Source organism: Streptomyces phaeoluteigriseus (assembly GCF_001896135.2).
GTDB lineage: Bacteria > Actinomycetota > Actinomycetes > Streptomycetales > Streptomycetaceae > Streptomyces > Streptomyces phaeoluteigriseus.
Map to the genome: position 1 here is coordinate 235,645 of NZ_MPOH02000009.1, position 22,084 is coordinate 257,728.

The 22,084-nt window shown below is 70.7% G+C and carries 12 protein-coding genes, 4 pseudogenes and 1 riboswitch; of the genes and pseudogenes, 7 read left to right on the forward strand and 9 right to left on the reverse strand.

From position 1 onward, the window contains the following. Positions 1–119: 119 nt before the first annotated feature. The 4 genes and pseudogenes from BM536_RS08855 to BM536_RS08870 all read right to left on the reverse strand — a co-directional run bounded on the left by BM536_RS08855 (position 120) and on the right by BM536_RS08870 (position 4,974). Positions 120–812 (reverse strand): GntR family transcriptional regulator, encoded by a 693-nt coding sequence (locus tag BM536_RS08855; protein WP_073492740.1) that lies wholly within the window; start codon positions 810–812, stop codon positions 120–122. A gap of 188 nt (positions 813–1,000) precedes the next feature. Further along, positions 1,001–1,756, reverse strand: coding sequence for a M23 family metallopeptidase (locus tag BM536_RS08860; RefSeq protein ID WP_094102778.1), 756 nt, complete (start codon positions 1,754–1,756; stop codon positions 1,001–1,003). A 13-nt stretch (positions 1,757–1,769) separates the two neighbouring features. After that, positions 1,770–1,938: riboswitch (cyclic di-AMP (ydaO/yuaA leader) on the reverse strand. Positions 1,939–2,234: 296 nt separating this feature from the next. Continuing rightward, positions 2,235–3,622, reverse strand: a pseudogene (locus BM536_RS08865) (M16 family metallopeptidase). Further along, positions 3,619–4,974, reverse strand: coding sequence for a M16 family metallopeptidase (locus BM536_RS08870; RefSeq protein ID WP_073492746.1), 1,356 nt, complete (start codon positions 4,972–4,974; stop codon positions 3,619–3,621). Before BM536_RS08870 ends, BM536_RS08865 begins: the two are co-directional and overlap by 4 nt. Before the next feature lie 340 nt (positions 4,975–5,314). Here BM536_RS08870 and BM536_RS08875 point away from each other — a divergent pair, with 340 nt between their 5' ends. Then, the gene (locus tag BM536_RS08875) at positions 5,315–7,771 is read left to right on the forward strand and encodes a DNA gyrase/topoisomerase IV subunit A (RefSeq protein ID WP_073492748.1); all 2,457 of its coding nucleotides are present in this window, start codon (positions 5,315–5,317) and stop codon (positions 7,769–7,771) included. Here BM536_RS08875 and BM536_RS08880 read toward each other — a convergent pair. Continuing rightward, positions 7,768–8,935 (reverse strand): annotated as a pseudogene (locus BM536_RS08880) (CobW family GTP-binding protein). The gene BM536_RS08875 and the pseudogene BM536_RS08880 sit on opposite strands and share 4 nt — an antisense overlap. Before the next feature lie 351 nt (positions 8,936–9,286). On the opposite strand from BM536_RS08880, the gene BM536_RS08885 reads away from it, so the two are divergent. Continuing rightward, positions 9,287–9,808, forward strand: coding sequence for a DUF6082 family protein (locus tag BM536_RS08885; RefSeq protein WP_342748790.1), 522 nt, complete (start codon positions 9,287–9,289; stop codon positions 9,806–9,808). 149 nt (positions 9,809–9,957) lie between these two features. Continuing rightward, positions 9,958–10,194, forward strand: coding sequence for a hypothetical protein (locus BM536_RS08890; RefSeq protein ID WP_086772214.1), 237 nt, complete (start codon positions 9,958–9,960; stop codon positions 10,192–10,194). 221 nt (positions 10,195–10,415) lie between these two features. Here the strand turns inward: BM536_RS08890 and BM536_RS08895 are convergent, their stop codons facing one another. Next, on the reverse strand, positions 10,416–11,579 hold the full coding sequence (locus tag BM536_RS08895; RefSeq protein WP_073492752.1) for a citrate synthase/methylcitrate synthase: 1,164 nt from the start codon (positions 11,577–11,579) through the stop codon (positions 10,416–10,418). 100 nt (positions 11,580–11,679) lie between these two features. On the opposite strand from BM536_RS08895, the gene BM536_RS08900 reads away from it, so the two are divergent. From BM536_RS08900 to BM536_RS08915, 4 genes and pseudogenes are all read left to right on the forward strand, one after another. Further along, on the forward strand, positions 11,680–12,945 hold the full coding sequence (locus BM536_RS08900) for a citrate synthase (protein ID WP_073492754.1): 1,266 nt from the start codon (positions 11,680–11,682) through the stop codon (positions 12,943–12,945). Between the two features lie 126 nt (positions 12,946–13,071). Further along, complete coding sequence (locus BM536_RS08905; protein WP_094102779.1) at positions 13,072–14,013, forward strand: ferredoxin family protein; 942 nt, start codon at positions 13,072–13,074, stop codon at positions 14,011–14,013. A gap of 127 nt (positions 14,014–14,140) precedes the next feature. Beyond that, a pseudogene (locus BM536_RS08910) lies at positions 14,141–15,810 on the forward strand (ATP-binding protein). Beyond that, positions 15,807–16,487 carry a response regulator gene (locus BM536_RS08915; RefSeq protein ID WP_073492758.1) on the forward strand — a complete coding sequence of 227 codons (681 nt, stop codon included), beginning with the start codon at positions 15,807–15,809 and terminating at the stop codon, positions 16,485–16,487. Before BM536_RS08910 ends, BM536_RS08915 begins: the two are co-directional and overlap by 4 nt. A 198-nt stretch (positions 16,488–16,685) precedes the next feature. Here BM536_RS08915 and BM536_RS08920 read toward each other — a convergent pair whose 3' ends face one another. The 3 genes and pseudogenes from BM536_RS08920 to BM536_RS08930 form a co-directional block, all read right to left on the reverse strand. Next, a complete protein-coding gene (locus BM536_RS08920) occupies positions 16,686–18,278 on the reverse strand; it encodes a solute symporter family protein (RefSeq protein ID WP_073492760.1) in 1,593 nt (530 codons plus the stop codon). Beyond that, positions 18,275–18,835: a DUF485 domain-containing protein gene (locus tag BM536_RS08925; protein ID WP_073492762.1), complete on the reverse strand. Its 561-nt coding sequence runs from the start codon at positions 18,833–18,835 to the stop codon at positions 18,275–18,277. The genes BM536_RS08920 and BM536_RS08925 overlap by 4 nt, the downstream gene beginning before the upstream one ends. A gap of 753 nt (positions 18,836–19,588) precedes the next feature. Then, positions 19,589–21,711, reverse strand: a pseudogene (locus BM536_RS08930) (DNA gyrase/topoisomerase IV subunit B). Positions 21,712–22,084 lie beyond the last annotated feature (373 nt).

Consider the following 22,084-nt stretch of genomic DNA (forward strand, 5'->3'; position numbering starts at 1 on the left):
TGGCGGAAATAGTCCGCGGGCACACGAAGGGCGCGCCAACCGAAATGCGGGGCGCGCCGGAAAATGAGCAGCGAAAATACCTCTCCGCCGAATTCCCTTCTTTGTATACGGCCCTCTTGTTAATGCCGGAGGCCGGACATGTTTACGACGTGTTGCGAAGTCCTCACACGGTCCTGACGGTCGCCGCTGGAAAAACGCAGCCGGTGCGCGGAGGTCGCGCGCTCGGCGTGCAGCGCCGTGACCGCCCGCGCGCGCTCCGCGTCGCCGCGCGCCACCGCGTCCACGATCGCGCCGTGTTCCGCCCAGGACTCCACCGGACTGGCCGGCGCCTCCACCACGTACATCCAGGAGATCTTGTGGCGCAGTTGGGTGAGCGTCGAGGTCAGGGCGTGGCTGCCGGAGGCCTGTGCGAGGGTCTCGTGGAACCAGCCCCCCAGGGAGCGCAGATCCTCGCTGTTGCCGCGCCTGGCGCGCTCCTGGCCCAGCCGGACGAGGCCGCGGAGCACCTTGAGGTGCGCCTCGGTGCGCCGCTGGGCGGCCCGCGTGGCGCCGAGCGGCTCCAGCAGCATGCGCATCTCCAGCAGGTCGGCGGCCTCCTGCTCGGTCGGTTCGGCGACGCACGCTCCCGCGTGCCGCCGCGTGACGACGAAGCCCTCCGCCTCCAGCGTGCGCAGCGCCTCCCGGACGGGGACGCGTGAAACGCCGTAGCGGCGTGCGAGGAGTTCCTCGGTGAGGCGGCCGCCACGCTCGTAGACACCCGCGACGATGTCGTCCCGGATGGCCGTGCACACCGAGTGCGCCGGAATACGCATGACCGACCTCCGCCTTAATCCCCGTGAAACGTCGACGATTGACGTGTGTTCCGTGACTCTATTGCAATCAGCGGGAATTTCCGATGGCGGGCCGGAATCCATGGATATTTTTTGGACAGCACGGTCACTGAAACGACGAAAGCCCCGGCCACGAGGGCCGGGGCCGTACGAGCTGTGGCCGTACGTCGTCAGATGTTCACGCCGTGCGCGCGGAGGTAGGCGGCCGGATCGATGTCCGAGCCGTACTCCGCGCCGGTGCGGACCTCGAAGTGCAGATGCGCGCCGGTGACGTTGCCGGTGGCACCGGACAGGGCGATCTGCTGGCCCGGAGCGACCTTCTGCCCCACCGATACGCCGATGGACGAGAGGTGGCCGTACTGGGTGTACGTGCCGTCGTTCATCCGGATCACGACCTGGTTGCCGTAGGCGCCGCCCCAGCCGGCCTCGACCACGGTACCGAGGCCCACCGCGCGCACGGGGGTGCCGCTGGCGGCGTGGAAGTCGATGCCGGTGTGGCTGCCGGAGGACCACAGGGAGCCGCCGGACCGGTAGCCGGTGGAGATGTGGGAGCCGCTGATCGGCGACACGAAGGCGTTCAGGCGCTCGCGCTCGGCCGCGCGGGCGGCACGGACCCTGGCCTCGCGCTCCGCCTTGGCCTTCGCCGCGGCCTGGGCGGCGGCCTCCTCGCGCTCGGCCTCCCGCTGGGCGGCCTGCTTCTGCGCGGCGGCCTGGCCGTCGATCTGGGCGGCGACCGTGTCACCGATGGTGACGACCGGGATGAGACCGGTCTGCTCGGCCGGGTTCGCCGCGGCGAGGGCGGGGCTGGAGGCGACGGTGCCGATGACACCGGTGGTGGTGAGCGCCGCGATGCCCGCCGCGCGGGCGGTGGTGCGCTTCATCCGGCTGGGACGACGGTGCTTCCCGGTGGCGCAAGTGGACGCCATGTAGTTGAGCGGTCCTTTCCTTCCCTCTCGCCTACCGGGTTAGCTGACGGGTTCGGAGCAGGAAGGTCTCCTACGGACCCCCTCGCGAAACGCGCGGGCGTCCGATTCACCCCAGGGACTGCCTAGTTTGGGTCCCCGGCTCCCCTGGCTCGCGCCATGCGGGGACTCGGCGATGACTGTCCGGTGCCGCGGTTGCGGCGCACTGCCTGACGAACAGCCCGGTTGAAACTAGACGCGGCGGCCGTCAATCCCCAAACAGAACGCGGCTTTTGTAGTGCATGCCACAGGGCAGACAGGCAACCTTTCCCCCAATTCGGACATCAAAGGGCCCTGGTGACACATCCGTCCACCAGGGCCCCTTCACGCGCGTGCGGCGCCGCGCGCCGGCGCCACGGACCCCGATCCGCGATCCGCGATCCGCGATCCGCGATCCGCGATCCGCGATCCGCGATCCGCTCAGCGTTCCTGCTCCGCGGTGCTACTCCGCGGAGACGACCTTCACCTCACCGATGCCGAGGGCCTCGACCGGCGCCTTGATCGCGGCCGCGTCACCGACGAGAACCGTCACCAGACGGTCCACCGGGAAGGCGCTCACGACCGCCGCGGTGGCCTCCACGGTGCCGGTCGCGGCGAGCTGCTGGTACAGCGTCGCCTGGTAGTCGTCGGGCAGGTGCTGCTCGACCTGGTCGGCCAGTGTGCCCGCCACGGCGGCGGCCGTCTCGTACTTCAGGGGCGCCACCCCGACGAGGTTCTGCACGGCGACGTCACGTTCCGCGTCGGTCAGGCCGCCCTCGGCGAGAGTGCGCAGCACCTTCCACAGGTCCTCCAGCGCGGGACCGGTGTTCGGGGTGTCGATGGAACCGCTGATGGCGAGCATCGCGGCGCCCGAGCCGTCCGGCGCGGACCTGAGGACCTGCCCGAAGGCGCGCACGCCGTAGGTGTAGCCCTTCTCCTCGCGCAGGACGCGGTCCAGCCGGGAGGTGAGGGTGCCGCCGAGGCAGTACGTGCCGAGCACCTGCGCGGGCCACACGCGCGCGTGCCGGTCGGCGCCGATGCGGCCGATCAGCAGTTGCGTCTGGACGGCGCCGGGGCGGTCCACGATGACGACCCGTCCGGTGTCGTCGGCGGTCACCGGCGGCACCGGACGCGGCTGGCCCGCGGAGCCCGTCCACGCGCCCAGGGTGTCACCGAGGAGCGCTTCGAGGTCGACTCCGGTGAGGTCGCCGACGACCACGGCGGTGGCCGTCGCGGGGCGGACGTGCTTCTCGTAGAAGGCGCGTACGGCGGCGGAGTCGATCTTCTCCACGGTGTCCGCGCTGCCCTGGCGCGGACGCGACATGCGTACGCTCGCCGGGAACAGCTCCTTGGAGAGTTCCTTGGCCGCACGCCGGGACGGGTTGGCCAGCTCGTGCGGGATCTCGTCCAGGCGGTTGCGGACGAGCCGCTCGATCTCGTTGTCGGCGAACGCGGGCGCCCGCAGCGCGTCGGCGACGAGGCCGAGGGCCTTGGCCAGGCGGGAGACCGGGACCTCCAGGCTGAGGCGGACTCCGGGATGGTCGGCGTGCGCGTCGAGGGTGGCGCCGCAGCGCTCCAGCTCGGCGGCGAAATCCTCGGCGGAGTGCTTGTCGGTGCCCTCGGAGAAGGCCCGCGCCATGATCGTGGCGACGCCGTCGAGGCCGGTCGGCTCGGCATCCAGGGGCGCGTCGAGGATGACCTCGACGGCGACGACCTGCTGGCCGGGGCGGTGGCAGTGCAGGACGGTCAGGCCGTTGTCGAGCGTCCTCGCTCGGGGGCCGGGAACGCCCAGGGCCTGGCCTCGCCCGCCCGGGGCTGGGGGTGGAAGTCCATCGCGGCGAGCTCGGTCACTGGGCCGCCTCCTCGTTCTGGTCCTCGTCGGCGGGGTTCTCGGCGGGCTCGGTGGGCTCGGTGGGCTCGTAGACCAGCACGGCGCGGTTGTCGGGGCGCAGGCGGGCCTTGGCGGCCTCCCGGACCTCCTCGGCGGTGATCTCCAGCACTCGCTGGACGGCGGTCAGGGCGAGTTGCGGGTCGCCGAACAGCACCGCGTACCGGCACAGTTCGTCGGCGCGGCCGGCGACCGTGCCCAGGCGGTCCAGCCACTCGCGCTCCAACTGGGCCTGGGCGCGCTCCATCTCCTCGTCCGTGGGGCCTTCCTCGGCGAACCGGGCCAGCTCCTCGTCGATGGCCGACTCGATGACGGGCACCTCGACGTCGCCGGACGTCTTGACGTCCAGCCAGCCCAGGGAGGGCGCGCCGGCCAGGCGCAGCAGGCCGAAGCCGGCCGCCACGGCCGTACGGTCGCGACGGACCAGGCGGTTGTAGAGGCGGGAGGACTCGCCGCCGCCGAGCACGGTGAGCGCCAGGTCGGCCGCGTCGCACGCGCGCGTGCCGTCCTGCGGCAGCCGGTAGGCGGCCATCAGCGCGCGGGCCGGGACCTCCTCCTCGACGACCTCGCGCAGCTGCTCGCCGATGATGTCGGGCAGGGAGCCGTCACGGGGCTCGGGCTTGCCGTCGTGGGCGGGGATGGAGCCGAAGTACTTCTCGATCCAGGCGAGCGTCTGCTCCGGGTCGATGTCGCCGACGACCGACAGAACGGCGTTGTTGGGCGCGTAGTAGGTGCGGAAGAACGCGCGCGCGTCCTCCAGCGTCGCCGCGTCCAGGTCGGCCATCGAGCCGATCGGCGTGTGGTGGTAGGGGTGGCCCTCCGGGTAGGCGAGGGCGGTCAGCTTCTCGAACGCCGTGCCGTAGGGGACGTTGTCGTAGCGCTGGCGGCGTTCGTTCTTGACGACGTCGCGCTGGTTCTCCATCGACTCGTCGTCCAGCGCGGCGAGCAGGGAGCCCATGCGGTCGGCCTCCAGCCAGAGGGCGAGCTCCAGCTGGTGGGTGGGCATGGTCTCGAAGTAGTTGGTGCGCTCGAAGCTCGTCGTGCCGTTGAGCGAGCCTCCCGCGCCCTGGACCAGCTCGAAGTGGCCGTTGCCCTTGACCTGGCCGGAGCCCTGGAACATCAGGTGCTCGAAAAGGTGAGCCAGGCCGGTACGGCCCTTGACTTCATGGCGCGAGCCGACGTCGTACCAGAGGCACACCGCCGCGACGGGGGTCAGGTGGTCCTCGGAGAGCACCACGCGCAGGCCGTTGGCCAGGCGGTGTTCGCTCGCTGTCAGGCCCCCGGAGCCTGCCTGGGCTGTGGCCGTGTGACCCATGGGCATGTACGTCCTTCCGATCGCGGACGCGGTCGTCGAAACCGCGGTTTTCCTGCCGGTCCTGCCACTGTATGCAAGCGTGCGGAGCCGCGGCGAAGTTCCCGGGCGGCGTACGCCGAGAGCGAGATCGCGTAGCCTGCGGACAGCCGTGGACGAGGTGGCTCTCCGGCCGCCCGGTCGCCGACGCCCGGGCCCTGGGACGCGCTGTCAGTGCCACGGTCCACAATGGTCCGCGAGATCCCGTCACACGCCTCAGCAAGAGTGAGCCGAAGGGCGCGCGTCGACACCGACGTGAGCGCCCCGCAGGCGAGCGACCAGGAAACAGGAGGAGCCGGCAGCGATGGCCCGCCGCAGCACGAAGACCCCGCCGCCCGACGACTCGTACGAGGAGCGGATCCTCGACATCGACGTCGTCGACGAGATGCAGGGCTCCTTCCTCGAGTACGCGTACTCGGTCATCTACTCCCGCGCCCTGCCGGACGCCCGCGACGGCCTCAAGCCGGTCCACCGCCGCATCGTCTACCAGATGAACGAGATGGGCCTGCGCCCCGACCGCGGATACGTGAAGTGCGCGCGCGTCGTCGGCGAGGTCATGGGCAAGCTGCACCCGCACGGCGACGCCTCGATCTACGACGCCCTGGTCCGCATGGCCCAGCCGTTCTCCATGCGCGTTCCCCTGGTCGACGGCCACGGCAACTTCGGCTCGCTGGGCAACGACGACCCGCCGGCCGCCATGCGGTACACGGAATGTCGTCAGGCCGCGGCGACGAGCCTGATGACCGAGTCCATCGACGAGGACACGGTCGACTTCACCCCGAACTACGACGGCCAGGAGCGGGAGCCGGTGGCACTGCCCGCCGCCTTCCCGAACCTCCTGGTCAACGGCTCCTCGGGCATCGCGGTCGGCATGGCCACGAACATGCCGCCGCACAACCTGGGCGAGGTCATCTCGGCCGCCCGCCACCTGATCCGCTTCCCGAACGCGGATCTGGACACGCTGATGAAGCACGTCCCGGGCCCCGACCTGCCCACCGGCGGCCGGATCGTCGGCCTCTCCGGGATCAGGGACGCCTACGAGACCGGCCGCGGCACCTTCAAGATCCGCGCCACGGTGTCGGTGGAGACCGTGACGGCCCGCCGCAAGGGCCTCGTCGTCACCGAACTGCCCTTCGCCGTCGGCCCCGAGAAGGTCATCGCCAAGATCAAGGACCTGGTCGGCTCGAAGCGGATCCAGGGCATCGCCGACGTCAAGGACCTCACCGACCGCGCGCACGGGCTGCGCCTGGTCATCGAGATCAAGAACGGCTTCGTGCCGGAGGCCGTCCTGGAGCAGCTGTACAAGCTGACGCCCATGGAGGAGTCCTTCGGCATCAACAACGTGGCGCTGGTGGACGGCCAGCCGCTCACGCTGGGCCTGAAGGAGCTGCTCGAGGTCTACCTCGACCACCGCTTCGAGGTCATCCGGCGGCGCAGCGAGTTCCGTCGGACCAAGCGCCGCGACCGCCTGCACCTGGTGGAGGGCCTGCTCACCGCGCTCGTCGACATCGACGAGGTCATCCGCCTGATCCGCTCCAGCGACAACAGCGCGCAGGCCAAGGAGCGCCTGATCGAGCGCTTCTCCCTGTCGGAGATCCAGACCCAGTACATCCTCGACACGCCGCTGCGCCGGCTGACCAGGTTCGACCGCATCGAACTGGAGGCGGAGCAGGGGAAGCTCAACGAGGAGATCGCCGAGCTGACCCGGATCCTGGAGTCGGACGCGGAGCTGCGCAAGCTGGTCTCGGCCGAACTGGCCGCGGTGGCGAAGAAGTTCGGCACCGAGCGTCGTACGGTCCTGCTGGAGTCGGCGGGCACACCGGCCTCCACCGTGCCGCTCCAGGTCGCCGACGACCCGTGCCGGGTGCTGCTCTCCTCCACGGGCCTGGTGGCCCGTACGGCGAACCGCGAGCCCTTGGCGGAGGACGCGGACGCCCGGCGGACCAAGCACGACGTGATCGTGTCGGCGGTGCCGGCCACCGCGCGCGGGGAGATCGGCGCGGTCACCTCGACGGGCCGGCTGCTGCGGATCAACGTCGTCGACCTGCCGCAGCTCCCGGAGACGGCGTCGGCGCCGAACCTCTCGGGCGGCGCCCCGCTGACGGAGTTCGTCCCCGTGGAGGGCGACGAGACGGTGGTCTGCCTGACCACGCTCGACGAGTCCTCCCCGGGCATCGCGCTCGGCACCGAACAGGGCGTCGTCAAGCGGGTGGTGCCCGACTATCCGACCAACAAGGACGAGCTGGAGGTCATCACCCTCAAGGAGGGCGACCGCATCGTCGGCGCGGTCGAGCTGCGCACGGGCGACGAGGACCTGGTCTTCATCACGGACGACGCCCAGTTGCTGCGCTATCAGGCCGCGCACGTCCGTCCGCAGGGCCGCCCGGCCGGCGGTATGACGGGCATCAAGCTCACCGAGGGCGCGAAGGTGATCTCCTTCACGGCCGTGGACCCGGGTGCGGACGCGGTGGTGTTCACGGTCGCGGGCTCGCGCGGCACGCTGGACGACTCCGTCCAGACGACCGCCAAGCTGACCCCGTTCGACCAGTACCCGCGCAAGGGGCGGGCGACCGGCGGCGTGCGCTGCCAGCGGTTCCTGAAGGGCGAGGACTGCCTGTCCCTGGCCTGGGCGGGGCCCGTCCCTGCGCGAGCCGCGCAGAAGAACGGCACCCCGGTCGACCTGCCGGAGATCGACCCGCGCCGGGACGGCTCGGGCATGTCGCTGGGGAAGACGGTGTCGGTGGTGGCCGGACCGGTCTAGGCCTCCTCCCCGACCTCTTCGTCGGTCTCCTCCACCGTCCCTTCGACGGTCCGCTCCTCGGGGTCCTGCACGTAGCGAAGGACGCCCCACATGCCGCGCTCGTCGGCGTGCGGGGGCGTCGTTCTCGCACGCCCCCAGTTCCTTGGCGAGGGCGGCGGTGTCGATGCCGGAGCCGATGAGGACGAGCTGGGTGCGGCGTTCCTCGGTGGGGCCCCAGGCTTCCGGGTAGAAGCGCAGGAAACGCCCCACGGCGTGTACGGCGTACCGGTTGGCGGGGTCGTACGGCCCGAAGTCGACGTACCCCTTGATGCGGTACAGCCCCTCGGGCCGGCTGTCGAGGAACGGCATCAACCGGCGCGGGTCCAGCGGGACTTCGGCGACGAAGGACAGGCTGTCGTAGGCGGTGTGCAGATGATCAACATGATCAATGTGATCGCCGGGAGCGTCATGCCCGTCGTGGCCGGCGCGGCTGGTGCTGCCGTCGTTGCCGTCGTTGCCGTCGTTGCCGTCCTGTCGGTGCAGGTCGTCGAAGGAGAGCTGCCCGACACGCTCCTCGCTCGGTCGGCAGTCGAAGAGCAGCTCGGGGTCGACACGGCCGTAGGTGGCCGGTACGACGGCTGCCCGGTCGGTGAGGGAGCGGACGAGACCGAGGACACGGTCCGCGTCGGGCGTCCGGTCGAGCTTGTTCACCACGACGAGGTCGGCGAGGTCGAGGTGCCGGTCGATCTCGGGGTGCCTGGCGCGGGTCTCGTCGAACTCGGCGGCGTCGACGACCTCGACGAGCCCGCCGTACACGATCCCCGGATGCTCGCTGGCGAGGACCATCCGGACGAGTTCCCCCGGTTCGGCGAGCCCGCTGGCCTCGATGACGATGACGTCGATGCCGGCGGAGGGGCGGGCGAGGCGTTCGAGGTAGACGTCCAGCTCACCGGCGTCGAAGGCGCAGCACAGGCAGCCGTTGCCGAGGGAGACCGTGGAGTCGCCGAGCGCGCCCGCCACGGCCATGGCGTCGATCTCGATGGAGCCGAAGTCGTTCACGATCGCGCCGATACGGCTGCCTCCGCTGCGATGGAGGAGGTGGTTGAGCAGCGTCGTCTTGCCGGAACCCAGGAATCCGGCGAGTACGACGACCGGGATCTGCTGCGGAGTGCTGCTCTGCGTCAACGTGCGACCTCTCTGACACCTACGCGTGCACCGGCTCGCGGCCCGGCGCACGGTCGAGGATTGAATGCGCAGTCAGGATACGAGCCGGAGGAATCGCCGCGAAGTGAACGATTGTTAGCAGCGTCGGCTGGGCAGACGTTGGGCAAGGCGCCGTGGTGTGCGACCCTCACTTCCCTCCGTGCGCCTCCTCTCCGCCTCCCCCGCCGATCAGAGCCGCTCGGCACTCTGGGAGACGGCAAGCGCCGCCCACCCGCTCGCCGGTCCCCGTCAGCCGACCCGCAACCGACGACCGGCTGACGGTCGTTTGATTCGGGGGTTGACATGGCCACACGAAAGCACGCTGCGGGGAAGTTGGCATCCGCCACGCTCGGCCTGCTGCTCACCGCCGGCACGGCGGTGCTGGCAGCCCGGCACCGGTATCTCGAGACGGCCCGCCTGGACCAGCGCCGACTGGAACTCGAGGAGCTGGCGTTCCGTCGCAAGGCGCTGGCTCATCAGCAGCGCATGCACTGGGAACTGCTGGCCAGGGCGATCGACGACCCGTCCCTCGCCTCGGTGATCGACACCTACGACAAGAGCATCCCGGCGGAGAAGCGCCGCCAGTTCCTGTACGCCAACGCGTGGTACGCCCATCTGTACCACCTCTACCGCGCGGGCATCGTGGACCGGGAGGAGCTGTACACGTATCTGCGCGAGTTCTTTCAGAGCCCGCTGTTCCGGGAGTACTGGGAGGCGTCGCGGAGCCAGCGCGCGACCCTGAAGCAGTCGTCCGACGAGGCCAGGATCGGACGCATGGTGGACGGCCTCGTCAAGGATCTCGACGAAGCGGACACGGACGAATGGTGGGTGGTGGGCAACCCGCCGACCGAGTGAGTGCGGACCGTACCGCCGATCGGGTCAACTCCTGAGCGACGGCAATACAACTGAGTGACTTTGAGCGATGCTGACCCAACGACACCACCGGTCCCGGTACTTTTTGCTCTGCACTCTGCCCAGACCCTTCTGAAGGACCGGTACCCCTCTTGAAGATCGTGCGCCGCATCGGTGTGCCTCCGAGCGCCCGAGGCAGTAACTCGGGAGCCAACTGCCCGGACGTGTTCGAACTCAGTGACGGCAACTTCGCCGTCATCGGCACCGAGGCCACCGAGGCGCTGGACGGTGAACTGCCCGCGGACGCCGCACGCGCCGACTACGAACGCATCGTCGTCGTGAGCAGAGAGACCCTGATCCGCGCCAAGGCGGACATCCCCGACGCCTGATCCCACCGCACGAGCACGGTCCATCCGAAGACCCGTCCCGTCGCCCACCACCACGGCCGCGCACAACCGTTGAGCGAGCCGGCGGTCACCCGGCGAGCAGCTCGGCACCCCGTCCCTGCTCGATCACCACCGATGAGGCCTGGCGCCAGAACGGCACCAGGCCGCACGCGTTCTCCGGGCGCCGTCAGGCGGCAGCCACACCGGGACGGTCGCACTTCGGCTCAGGTCACCGGCACGGGGACCGGCGCCCGGGGCCCCACATAGCGCGCCGCAGGTCGGATGATCTTCCTGTCCTCCGCCTGCTCCAGGATGTTGGCGCTCCAGCCGACGACACGGGCCGCCGCGAAGGTGGGGGTGAACATCTCGCGGGGCAGCCCGCACAGTTCCATGACGACGCCCGCGTAGAACTCCACGTTCGCGTGCAGTTCCCGGCCCGGCTTCAGCTCGGCGAGGATCGCCTCGACCTGCCGCTCGACCTTCACGGCGAAGTCGACGCGTGGTCCCCCGAAGCGCTGGGCGATCTCGCGGAGCATGCGCGAGCGCGGGTCCTCGGTCCGGTAGACGGCGTGACCGAATCCCATGATGCGATCACCGGCCAGAACCCGCTCACGGATCCACGAGTCGATGCGGTCGGGCGTGCCGATCGCGTCCAGGGTGTCCAGCGCACGGCTGGGGGCACCGCCGTGCAGGGGTCCCGACAGCGCCCCCACGGCGGCGACCAGACACGCGGCCACGTCCGCGCCTGTCGAGGTGACGACGCGGGCGGTGAAGGTGGACGCGTTGAAGCCGTGATCAATGGTGGAGATCAGATATTGCTCGACGGCACGCGCCCGGTCCGGTTCCGGCTCGGCGCCGGTCAACATGTACAGGTAGTTCGCCGCGTACGAGAGGTCCTCACGCGGCTCGACGGGATCGAGGCCCTTGCCCAGCCGGTACAGCGCGCTGAGCAGCGTCGGTACGGCGGCGGCCGCGGCGAGGGTGTCCCTCCGGCGCCGGTCGGCGTCGGTGTCGTACACCGGCCGGAAGCCCTTCGCCGCGCCGAGCAGTGACAGGGCCGTCCGGAGCCCGGCGAGCGGGCCGGTGCCAGCGCCCGCCTCCGCGATGGCCGGCAGGGCTGCCGCCACCTGGTCGGGGAGGCTCCGGAGAGCCGCGGTCTCGGCGGCGAAGACGGCGGCGCCGCGCGCGTCCGGCAGGTCGCCGTGGATGAGGAGATGCCAGACGTCCTCGAACGGGCGGCTGCGGGCTAGGTCGACGGCCGAGTACTGGCGGTAGTGGTAGAAGCCCTCGCGTCCCCGGACGTCACCGACCTCGGTGTCGGCGACGACGACACCGGCAAGTCCTCGCGGTACCTCGACGACTGTGGCTGCGGACCTGTTGACGGACATGGTTTCCTCCTTGAACTTGATTTCGACTGTCCATGATTGACTAAATCTCTGTCAATATTGATTCAGTCAATGTATATGTTCTGTGGATACGGTGACCCTCATGCGCGATCAGGAACCCGGCCCCGGCCACCCGGAACGACGGTTGACCACCAAGGAGGCCGCCGAGCTGCTCGGCGTGAAACCCGAGACCGTGTACGCGTACGTCAGCCGCGGACAGCTCAGCAGCCGGCGCGTACCGGGCGGCCGGGGCAGCACCTTCGACGCCCAGGAGGTCGACAGGCTCGCGCGGCGCAACAGGCGGGAGAGCAACGGGAGTCCGGGCACGGGCGCCGAGCAGTCCGTACGCACCCGCCTCACCCTCATCGACCAGGACCGGTACTACTACCGGGGCGTCGACGCGACCGAACTGGCCGCCCGGCATTCGTACGAAGAGGTCGCCGAGTGGCTGTGGACCGGCCGACTGCGGACCGGAGCCACCTTCACCGCCCCCCGGGCCTCCGTCGAGGCCGCCCGCCGCGCGGTCGACGCGCTGCCCGAGCACACCGGTCCCACCGACCGGCTGCGCGTCGCCGCGATCTCCGCCGCGGTGGCGGACCCGCTCCGCTTCGACCTCTCCCAGGACGCCGTGCTCGGCGCCGCCCGCGGCCTCATCCCGACCCTCGTCGCCGCCCTGCCGCCGAAACTGCCCTCCCACCGGGACTGCGGCTCCCTGGCCCAGCGGCTGTGGGGACGGCTCAGCTGGCAGCCCGCGGCGGAGGCGCCACTGCACGTCCTGGACACCGCACTCGCCTTGCTCGTCGACCACGACCTGGCCGCGTCGACGCTCGCGGTGCGGGTGGCGGCCAGCGCCCGCGCACACGCCTACGCGGCCGTCACCGCCGGTCTCGGAGTGATCGAGGGCCCCCTGCACGGTGCGGCCAGCGGGCTCGCGCACCGGCTGGTGCTCGAAGTGCTCGACCAGGGCTCCGCGGGACCCGTGATCGCGGAGGAACTGCGGGCCGGCCGCCGCATCCCCGGCCTGGGACACCGGCTCTACACGCAGGAGGACCCCCGCGCGCGTGCCCTCTTCGCTCTTCTGGAGGAGATCCCCGAGGCGGCGCCCGCACTGGCGGCCGCCCGCGACATCGTGGCCACGACCGCCCGGCACACCCCGCTGCACGCCAACGTCGACCTCGCGCTGGCCGTCCTCACCGCGTCCTGCGGGATGGAGGCGTCGGCGGGCGAGACCGTCTTCGCCGTCGCCCGGACGGCGGGCTGGATCGCGCACGCACTGGAGGAGTACGGCGAACGCCCCCTGCGCATGCGGCCGAGCGGCCTCTACGTGGGCCCGAAACCTCCCCGACCGCTCCCGCGACAGGGCCCATGACACCGCGCTGAACGCAGGCGATGCCCCCGGCGTCCGGACCCGCGCGGCACGCGCGCGTGTGCCGCCCGTCGGGACACACGCCTCACCGGAAGTCGATGCGGGCGAAGTCAGGTTAGGCTCACCTCTGTGAGTACGTGCACGACCGTCTCGCGGGACCTCGACGAGCCCATGGCCGGGACCGCGGCCACGGCGACGACCTGGCTGCTGCTGGAGCAGCCCGGCCCCTGGGGCGCCAAGGCGCTCACGTCGAGTCACCTGGACCCGGCGCTGGGCCGCGCGCTCGAGGCCGCGGCGCAGGGCACCGGCGTTCGTGTCGCGCTCATCCGGCGCCCCGGGCCGCACGCCGACCTCGGCACCACTCGCCAACGCCAGGTGTACGCGGCCCACACCGTTCCCGGCAGGGTGTGGCTGCGCAGCGCCACCACCGACGACCCCGGCCGGCTGGCGGACCTCGACTTCGCCGCGCTCGGCCGAGGCGAGCACCACACCTTCGACACCGCACTCCACGGCCGCCCCCACACCGGCGACCCGCTCGCCCTCGTCTGCACCAACGGCAAGCGCGACCGCTGTTGCGCCCTTCTGGGCCGCCCTCTCGCCGCCGAACTCTCCTCGTCGGGCGTCGACGGGATCTGGGAGGTCACCCATCTGGGCGGTCATCGCTTCTCACCGACCGTGCTCGTCCTGCCGTACGGCTACGCGTACGGCCGCGCCCAGGCCCACTCCGTCAAGGAAGTGCTGCACGGCGCCCAGGAGGGTCGCGTCGTCGTGGAGGGCTGCCGCGGGAACTCGGCGTGGGAACGGCCCGGTCAGGCGGCGGAGCTGGCCGTGCGGACGGCGACCGGCGAGTACGCGGCCGAGGCTCTCACCGTCGTCCTCACGCGGGGCGAGGCGCCCCGCTGGGAGGTGACCGTCGCCCACGTGGATGGTCGGCACTGGCGGGTGGTCGTGGCCCAGGGCGCTTCCCTGCCGCCCCGACCGGAGAGCTGCGGGGCGGCCGTCCTCGGGTCACCCGCGCGGATGGAAGTGGTGGCGGTGCACGCACTCAGGCCGGCGGCTCTGGTCGGCTGACCGGCCGATCCCTCATGATCGATCTTGCCCTGAGACGATCGCTGAACCGTTTCCTCTTGAGCCGATCAAGAGATCCACACAACACACCCCCTACGGATCCGCGGGCCCGCCCACGTACCGTCGGGGTATGAGCCCCACTCCCCCCGCCCGTCGCCTGCGCCTCGGGATGCCCCGGCGCGTCTTCTCCCAGATCCTGCTGATGCAGCTGGCGATCGCCGCGGGAGTCGTCGTGCTCGCGACCGGACTCTTCCTGGCCCCGCTCAGCGACCAGCTCGACGACCAGGCCATGCGCCGCGCGCTCGCCGTCGCGCAGACCACCGCGGCCGTACCGCAGATCGCCGAGGACCTCCGGCGCACGCCGCCGTCGGTCGACGGGCCCGTGCAGCAGGCGGCGGAGCGGATCCGCAAGGCGAGCGGGGCCGAGTACGTGGTGGTGATGGACCTCCGCGGCACGCGCTGGTCCCACACCGAGCCCCAGGAGGTCGGCGGCCACGTCTCGACGGACCCCAGCGAGGCCCTGGCCGGCCGGGACGTCATGGAGATCGACAACGGCACACTGGGCCGCTCGGCCCGCGGCAAGGTGCCCCTGCGCGACGGCGACGGCAGGATCGTCGGAGCGGTCTCGGTCGGCATCGAGTACGACAGTGTGCGCGCCCGGCTCATCCACGCCATCCCGGGGCTGTTCGCCTACGCGGGAGGCGCGCTCGCCGTGGGTGCGCTGGCCGCCTGGCTGATCTCCCGGCGGGTCCAGCGACAGACCCGCGACCTCGCGTTCTCCGACATCTCGGCGCTGCTCTCCGAGCGCGAGGCGATGCTGCACGGCATCCGGGAGGGCGTCGTGGCCCTGGACCGGGCCGGCCGCGTCCGCCTGCTCAACGACGAGGCACAGCGCCTCCTGGGCATCGGTGAGGAGGCCGTGGGCCGGTCACCGGACGAGGCTCTCGGCGAGGGCCGTACGTCCGACGTTCTGGCCGGCCGGGTGACCGGCACGGACCTGGTCGCCGTCCGCGGACAGCGTGTGCTCGTAGTCAACCGGATGCCCACGGACGACGGCGGTGCCGTGGCCACCCTCAGGGACCGCACCGAGCTGGAGCAGCTGGGGCGGGAACTCGACTCCACGCACGGGCTGATCGACGCCCTTCGCGCCCAGGACCACGAGCACGCCAACCGCATGCACACGCTCCTGGGGCTGCTCGAACTGGAGATGTACGACGACGCCGTGGACTTCGTCGACGAGGTGGTCGGCGATCACCGGGCCACCGCGGAGCAGGTGACCGAGAAGATCGGGGATCCGCTGCTCGCCGCCCTGCTCGTCGGCAAGGCGACCGTGGCGGCCGAACGAGGTGTCGCCCTGTGGATCTCGGACGGCACGCGGCTGCCCGACCGGCTGATCGACCGCGCGGGCTGGTGACGGTCGTCGGCAATCTGGTGGACAACGCGCTGGACGCCGTGGCCGGCACCGCGCACGCGCGCGTGGAGGTCGAGTTGCGGACCGAGGGCCGTAGCGTCGTGCTGCGGGTGCGGGACACGGGGCCGGGGGTGCCGGCCGAGCATCATGAATCGATCTTCACCGAGGGTTGGTCCACGAAGAAGCCTCCGGCCCACGGCAAACGCGGCATCGGCCTCTCCCTGGTGCGCAGGCTCGCCGAGCGGCAGGGCGGCGGCGCGTCCGTGCGCGACGCGCTCGGCGGGGGTGCCGAGTTCACCGTCGTACTGCCCGAAGCCCTGACCGAGGCCGAGCCGGAGCCCGCCCTGGCCGCACCCGCGCAGGGCACCGTCGAGGAGGAGTCGCGATGATCGAGGTCCTGATCGTGGACGACGACACCAGGGTCGCCCGGGTCAACGCGGCCTACGTCGAGAAGGTGCCGGGCTTCCACGTCGCCGGCGAGGCGCACAGCGCGGCCGAAGCGCTCCGCCAGGTGGAACTGCTGCCGCGGCTCGACCTGATCCTGCTCGACCACTACCTTCCCGACGAGACGGGTCTTGAGGTCGTGCAGGAGATGCGCAGGCGTGGCCACCAGACCGACGTGATCATGGTGACGGCCGCCCGGGACGTCACGACGGTGCAGGCAGCGATGCGGCAGGGCGCTCTGCAGTACCTGGTCAAGCCGTTCAACTTCGCGGGCCTGCGCGCCAAGCTGGAGGCGTACGCGGAACTGCGCCGCACGCTCGACAGCGGCGGCGAGGCCGAACAGGCCGACGTCGACCGCATCTTCGGCGCCCTGTCCGCGCCCTCGGAGCCCGGGCTGCCCAAAGGGCACTCCCCCACCACGGCGGCGCTCGTGCGCCAGTCCCTGATGCAGGCGGAAGGGCCGTTGTCCGCCCAGGAGATCGCCGAGCGCACCGGGGTGAGCCGCCAGACCGCACAGCGGTATCTGAAGCTTCTGGAGCGCACGGGCAGAGCCCGGCTCACCTTGAAGTACGGCGACGCGGGCCGCCCGGAACACCGTTACGTGTGGGCGACCCGCGGCTGAGGACAGGGCCCTGCTGTGGCGGAGAAGGACCGTGGAGCCGGCCCGTCGACCGAAGCATCAACTTGTCGCTTTGTCGATGCCTTTCCTTGTGCAGGTGCTGCCCACGCGGCACGAGGTGACCGAGCGACACCGCTCGCGAGACCGGCGTGACGCGCACAACAGGTCCAACGCGGCCCGGCGTGACGCGCACAACGGGCCCTACACGGCCCCCGCCCCCGTCAGCGACCGGACCTCGGTCTCCGCGTGCTTGGCCTCGTCCGCCACCTCCGCCGAGGTGACCGTGCCGAGCCAGCCGGCGAGGAAGCCCAGGGGGATCGAGACCAGTCCGGGGTTCTGGAGCGGGAAGACCTGGAAGTCGACGTCGGGGAAGATCGACTGGGAGCTGCCCGACACGACGGGTGACAGGGCGACGAGCACCAGGGCAGGGACCAGCCCGCCGTAGACGGCCCACACGGCGCCCCGCGTGGTGAAGCCCCGCCAGAACAGCGAGTACAGCAGGACCGGCAGATTCGCCGACGCGGCGACGGCGAAGGCGAGTCCCACCAGGAAGGCGACGTTGAGATCGCGGGCCAGCAGACCGAGACCGATCGCGACGACGCCGATGCCGACGGCGGCGATCCGCGCGACCGTCACCTCGCTGCGCGGTGCGGCATGCTTGCGTCGCAGCGAGGCGTACAGGTCGTGGGCCACCGACGCGGAGGAGGCGAGCGTGATCCCCGCGACCACGGCGAGGATCGTGGCGAAGGCGACGGCCGCCACGATCGCGAACAACACGGTCCCTCCCGTGGAGCCGGCTCCACCTCCCAGGTCGAGGGCCAGGAGCGGAACCGCCGTGTTCCCCGAGGCGCTGGAGCCGCGTACGGCGTCCGGGCCGACGATCGCCGCCGCGCCGAAGCCGAGGACGATCGTCATCAGGTAGAAGCCGCCGATGAGTCCGATCGACCAGACGACGGATCGCCGGGCGGCCCGCGCCGTCGGCACGGTGTAGAAGCGCGACAGGATGTGCGGCAGGCCCGCCGTGCCCAGCACCAGCGCGAGCCCCAGGCTCATGAAGTCGAAGCGGGCGATCCAGTCCCCGCCGTATTTCAGGCCGGGCGCCAGGAACGCGGCACCGTGCCCGCTGCGCTCGGCCGCCGTACGCAACAGCCGGTCGAAGTCGCCGTGGAAGCGCACCAGGACGAGCACGGTGAGCACGATCGTGCCACCGAGCAGCAGGACCGCCTTCACGATCTGGATCCAGGTGGTGGCCCGCATCCCTCCCAGCGACACATAGATCACCATGAGGGCGCCGACGCCGATCACGGCCCCCGTCCGGGCCGCCTCTCCGGTGTCGCCGAGCAGGAGCGCAACGAGGCTGCCGGCACCCACCATCTGCGCCACCAGGTAGAGAACGGACACGGTGACCGAGGCCGTCCCCGACGCGATCCGCACGGGGCGCTCGTTCATCCGTGCGGCAATGACGTCGGCGAGCGTGAAGCGCCCGCAGTTGCGCACCAGTTCGGCCACGAGGAACAGCACGACGAGCCAGGCCACGAGAAAGCCCACCGAGTACAGCAGGCCGTCGTAGCCGACGAGGCAGATGAGCCCCGAGATGCCCAGGAAGGAGGCGGCCGACATGTAGTCGCCCGCGATGGCAAAACCATTCTCCATGGGGGAGAACAGCCGCCCCCCCGCGTAGAACTCCTCCGCCGAACCCTGCCGGCTGCGGCTCACCCACGTCGTGATTCCCAGCGTGATCGCGACGAAGACACTGAACAGCAGCAACGCCAGCGCCTGATGGTTGCCGGTCACGCCGCACCGCCCCGGGCCTCACGCGTCAGTTCCTGGGTGTCCCAGCGCAGTTCGAGCGCCGCGCGGTCCCTGTGCAGCCGCGCGTGGCGCGAGTAGGCCCAGGTCAGCAGGAACGTACTGACGAATTGCCCGAGCCCCGCAAGGAGCGCCACGTTCACAGCGCCCCACACGGGACGGGCCATGAACCCGGGCGCGGCGGTCGCCGTCACGACATAGGCCGCATACCAGAGGAAGAACCCGATGACCGCGGGAATCACGAACCGCCGGTATCGGCTGCGGACTTCCCGGAATGCCTCGCTGCTCTGCACCTCGACGTAGACCTGAGCCGCCGCCGCGGCCCTGTCCGTACGCTCCCGACGCGCTGCCGGAACCTCGGCCACGGGCGGGTCCAGGGTTCCCGCCTCGCCCCACCCCGAGGCGAGCGCGTCGTACCAAGGGTCCTCGTACCGCATGCCCCCCGGTGTCTCGACGGACGCCGGGCCCATGCCTTGCCGATGGTCGCCCGAACTCTTGGAGCCGCGCTCGCCGCCGCGGGCACGGCCGTTGCTTGACTGCATGCCCAAGGATGGACAGAACGGGAAGTTCCCTGACTCTTCTTCCCCCCACGCTTCACCCCATCAGGTGACGGAAGGCCCGTTCACACCGTCGCCGACCGCACCAGCCCTCTCCTGCATGCGTGAGGCACCGCCTGCGCCCGGTCGTTGATCCCGGTCTGCGGGACTCCCGTGCGGTCAGCCCGGCGGACGGGCCGTCGCGCCGGCCCCGCCGCCAGCTCGGGTTCGGGGGCCGAGAGACGCTTCAGGCGCTGCCCGCTGCATTCGGATGCTGGGTGAGCCTCCCGCGTCCTCAGACAGGAGCCTCGGCGACAGTGCCGTGCCCCTCCGACAGGACGCTTCTGCACGGCCCGCACGATCTCGTCGCCGCCGGCGTCCTCGGTGACGTCCTCGGTGAGGTACCCGCGCGCCCGCTCGGAGGCGGGGTGGCAAGGCCTCGGCGTCGCCGCGGGTCGGGAGTACCACGGCGGGCGTGCCGGGATGCTCGGCCCGGATGCGCCCGGTGGCCTCGACGCCGTGTCAGCGGGACCTTCACAGGTCCATGAGCACCTCATCCGGGGCGGGCTCCAGCGACCGGCCGCACCGCCTCGTCCCCACCTCCGGCGGCACCCATCACGGGTGGATCTCAGCGTGCCGCGCTCTCCGCCCATGGGTGAGGACGGCCCGGAACCCGGGTGGGGCCGACCTGGACACCAGGTCGGCCCCACTCCGCGAACACCACCCGGCCCAGCCGCAGGGCCTACGCGTCGACAGGACCTACGCGTCGATCCGCGACCGGTCCAGCGTCGCCGCCGAGCTGGAGATGAACTCCTTCCGAGGCGCCACGTCGTTCCCCATGAGCAGATCGAACACCTGCTCGGCCGCCTCCAGGTCGGAGAGGTTGATGCGACGCAGGGTGCGGTGCCGCGGGTCCATCGTGGTCTCGGCCAGCTGATCGGCGTCCATCTCGCCAAGACCCTTGTAGCGCTGGATGGAGTCCTTGTACCGGACGTTCTTGCTCTGGAACTCCATGAGCTTGTCGCGCAGCTCCCGGTCCGAGTACGTGTAGACGTACTTGTCCTGGCCCTTCTTGGGCTGGACCAGCTCGATGCGGTGCAGTGGCGGCACCGCCGCGAACACCCGGCCGGCCTCCACCATGGGCCGCATGTAGCGCTGGAACAGCGTCAACAGCAGGCACCGGATGTGGGAGCCGTCCACATCGGCGTCGGTCATCATGATGATCTTGCCGTAGCGGGCCGCGTCGATGTCGAAGGTCCGCCCGGAGCCCGCTCCTATGACCTGGATGATCGCGCCGCACTCGGCGTTCTTCAGCATGTCGGTCACGGACGACTTCTGGACGTTGAGGATCTTGCCCCGGATCGGCAGGAGCGCCTGGAACTCGGAGTTCCGTGCGAGCTTCGCCGTACCGAGCGCGGAGTCGCCCTCGACGATGAACAGCTCGCTGCGCTCGACGTCGTCGCTGCGGCAGTCCGCGAGCTTGGCCGGCAGGGACGAGGACTCCAGGGCCGTCTTGCGGCGCTGGGCGTCCTTGTGCTGCCGGGCCGCGATACGCGTGCGTGCGGCGGCGACGGCCTTCTCCATGACGACCCGCGCCTGAGCCGCCGCGTCCCGCTTGGTGGACGTCAGGAACGCCTTGAGTTCCCTGGAGATCACGGTGTTCACGATGCGGCGGGCCGCCGAAGTGCCCAGGACCTCCTTGGTCTGCCCCTCGAACTGGGGTTCGGCAAGCCGGACCGTGACGACGGCGGTCAGGCCCTCCAGGGCGTCGTCCTTCACGATGTCGTCCTCGGCGACGCGCAGCAGCTTCTTGGAGCGCAGCACCTCGTTCATCGTCTTGACGACGGCCTGCTCGAAGCCCGCCACATGGGTGCCGCCCTTGGGGGTGGCGATGATGTTGACGAAGGACCGGAGAGTCGTGTCGTACCCGGTGCCCCAGCGCAGCGCGACATCGACGCCCAGCTCGCGGGTGACCTCCGTCGGCGTCATCTGGCCGTGGTCGTCCAGGACGGGGACCGTCTCCTTAAAGGATCCCTGACCGGTGAAGCGGAGGACGTCGCAGACGGGCTTGTCCGTGGCCAGGTACTCGCAGAACTCGCTGATTCCGCCGTCGAAGCGGAAGGACTCCTCGCCCTTGCTGCCCCCCTCCCCCAGCCCGTACTCGTCACGGACCACAATCGTCAGCCCGGGCACCAGGAAAGCGGTCTGGCGGGCGCGCTGGTGAAGGTGCTCCAGGGAGAGCTTGGCGTCCTTGAGGAAGATCTGCCGGTCGGCCCAGTAGCGCACGCGCGTGCCGTTGCGGGTCTTGGGGATCCGCTTGGTCTTGCGCAGGCCGCTCGCGGGCTCGAACTTCGCGTCGGCTCCGTCCCCGGCGAACACGCCCGGGACGCCGCGGCGGAAGCTGATCGCATGGGTGTGCCCACCTCGGTCGACCTCCACGTCGAGCCGGGCGGAGAGGGCGTTCACCACCGAGGCGCCGACGCCGTGCAGACCGCCGGATGCGGCGTACGAGCCACCACCGAACTTGCCGCCGGCGTGCAACTTGGTCATGACGACCTCGACACCGGACAAGCCGGTCTTCGGCTCGACGTCGACGGGGATGCCCCGGCCGTTGTCCCGCACCTCGACGGAGGCGTCGTCGTGCAGGATCACCTCGATGTGGTCGCCGTAGCTGCCGAGAGCTTCGTCGACGGAGTTGTCGATGATCTCCCAGAGGCAGTGCATGAGACCACGACTGTCGGTCGACCCGATGTACATACCCGGGCGCTTGCGTACGGCCTCGAGGCCTTCGAGGACGAGCAGGTGCGCGCGGTGTAGTTGGAACCGTCCCGGTCTGCTCCTGCCAGCAGCGCTGTGGACGGCACGGACGTATCGGCGGTCACGCGGTTCGCTCCTCGCTGAATTTCAGATGGGCCCTCATTGGGTAAGGGCGCGGCTTCGGTCGCCGCAAAGAGGGTACCGAGGCCTGGTAGAGCCGTTGTCACGCCACCCTCCCCCGAACTCACACTAGTCGAGCGTCGCATGCGTGTTCGATCCCTCGATGGAGTGAAGTACATATCACGTTCCCTTCGGGGCATGAACCATTTAGGCTCCGGGCACGTCCTCTTGAACAAACCGGCAATCCAGCCGGGAGGACCGGACCCTGACCGACAGCGCGAAACCGTACGACACAGCCAATACGTAATACGGCACATTCGCCGCCAAACCGGCAGCAGACGGCCGCCTCGGAAGATTTTTTCGAGGAGAAGCCACGAG

What these genes read in the sequence shown, in the direction of transcription:
- BM536_RS08860 (WP_094102778.1), bottom strand. Translation starts at nt 1,756, where the DNA reads ATGGCGTCCACTTGCGCCACCGGGAAGCACCGTCGTCCCAGCCGGATG.
- BM536_RS08875 (WP_073492748.1), top strand. Translation starts at nt 5,315, where the DNA reads ATGGCCCGCCGCAGCACGAAGACCCCGCCGCCCGACGACTCGTACGAG.
- BM536_RS08870 (WP_073492746.1), bottom strand. Translation starts at nt 4,974, where the DNA reads ATGGGTCACACGGCCACAGCCCAGGCAGGCTCCGGGGGCCTGACAGCG.
- BM536_RS08855 (WP_073492740.1), bottom strand. Translation starts at nt 812, where the DNA reads ATGCGTATTCCGGCGCACTCGGTGTGCACGGCCATCCGGGACGACATC.
- BM536_RS08900 (WP_073492754.1), top strand. Translation starts at nt 11,680, where the DNA reads ATGCGCGATCAGGAACCCGGCCCCGGCCACCCGGAACGACGGTTGACC.
- BM536_RS08915 (WP_073492758.1), top strand. Translation starts at nt 15,807, where the DNA reads ATGATCGAGGTCCTGATCGTGGACGACGACACCAGGGTCGCCCGGGTC.
- BM536_RS08895 (WP_073492752.1), bottom strand. Translation starts at nt 11,579, where the DNA reads ATGTCCGTCAACAGGTCCGCAGCCACAGTCGTCGAGGTACCGCGAGGA.
- BM536_RS08925 (WP_073492762.1), bottom strand. Translation starts at nt 18,835, where the DNA reads ATGCAGTCAAGCAACGGCCGTGCCCGCGGCGGCGAGCGCGGCTCCAAG.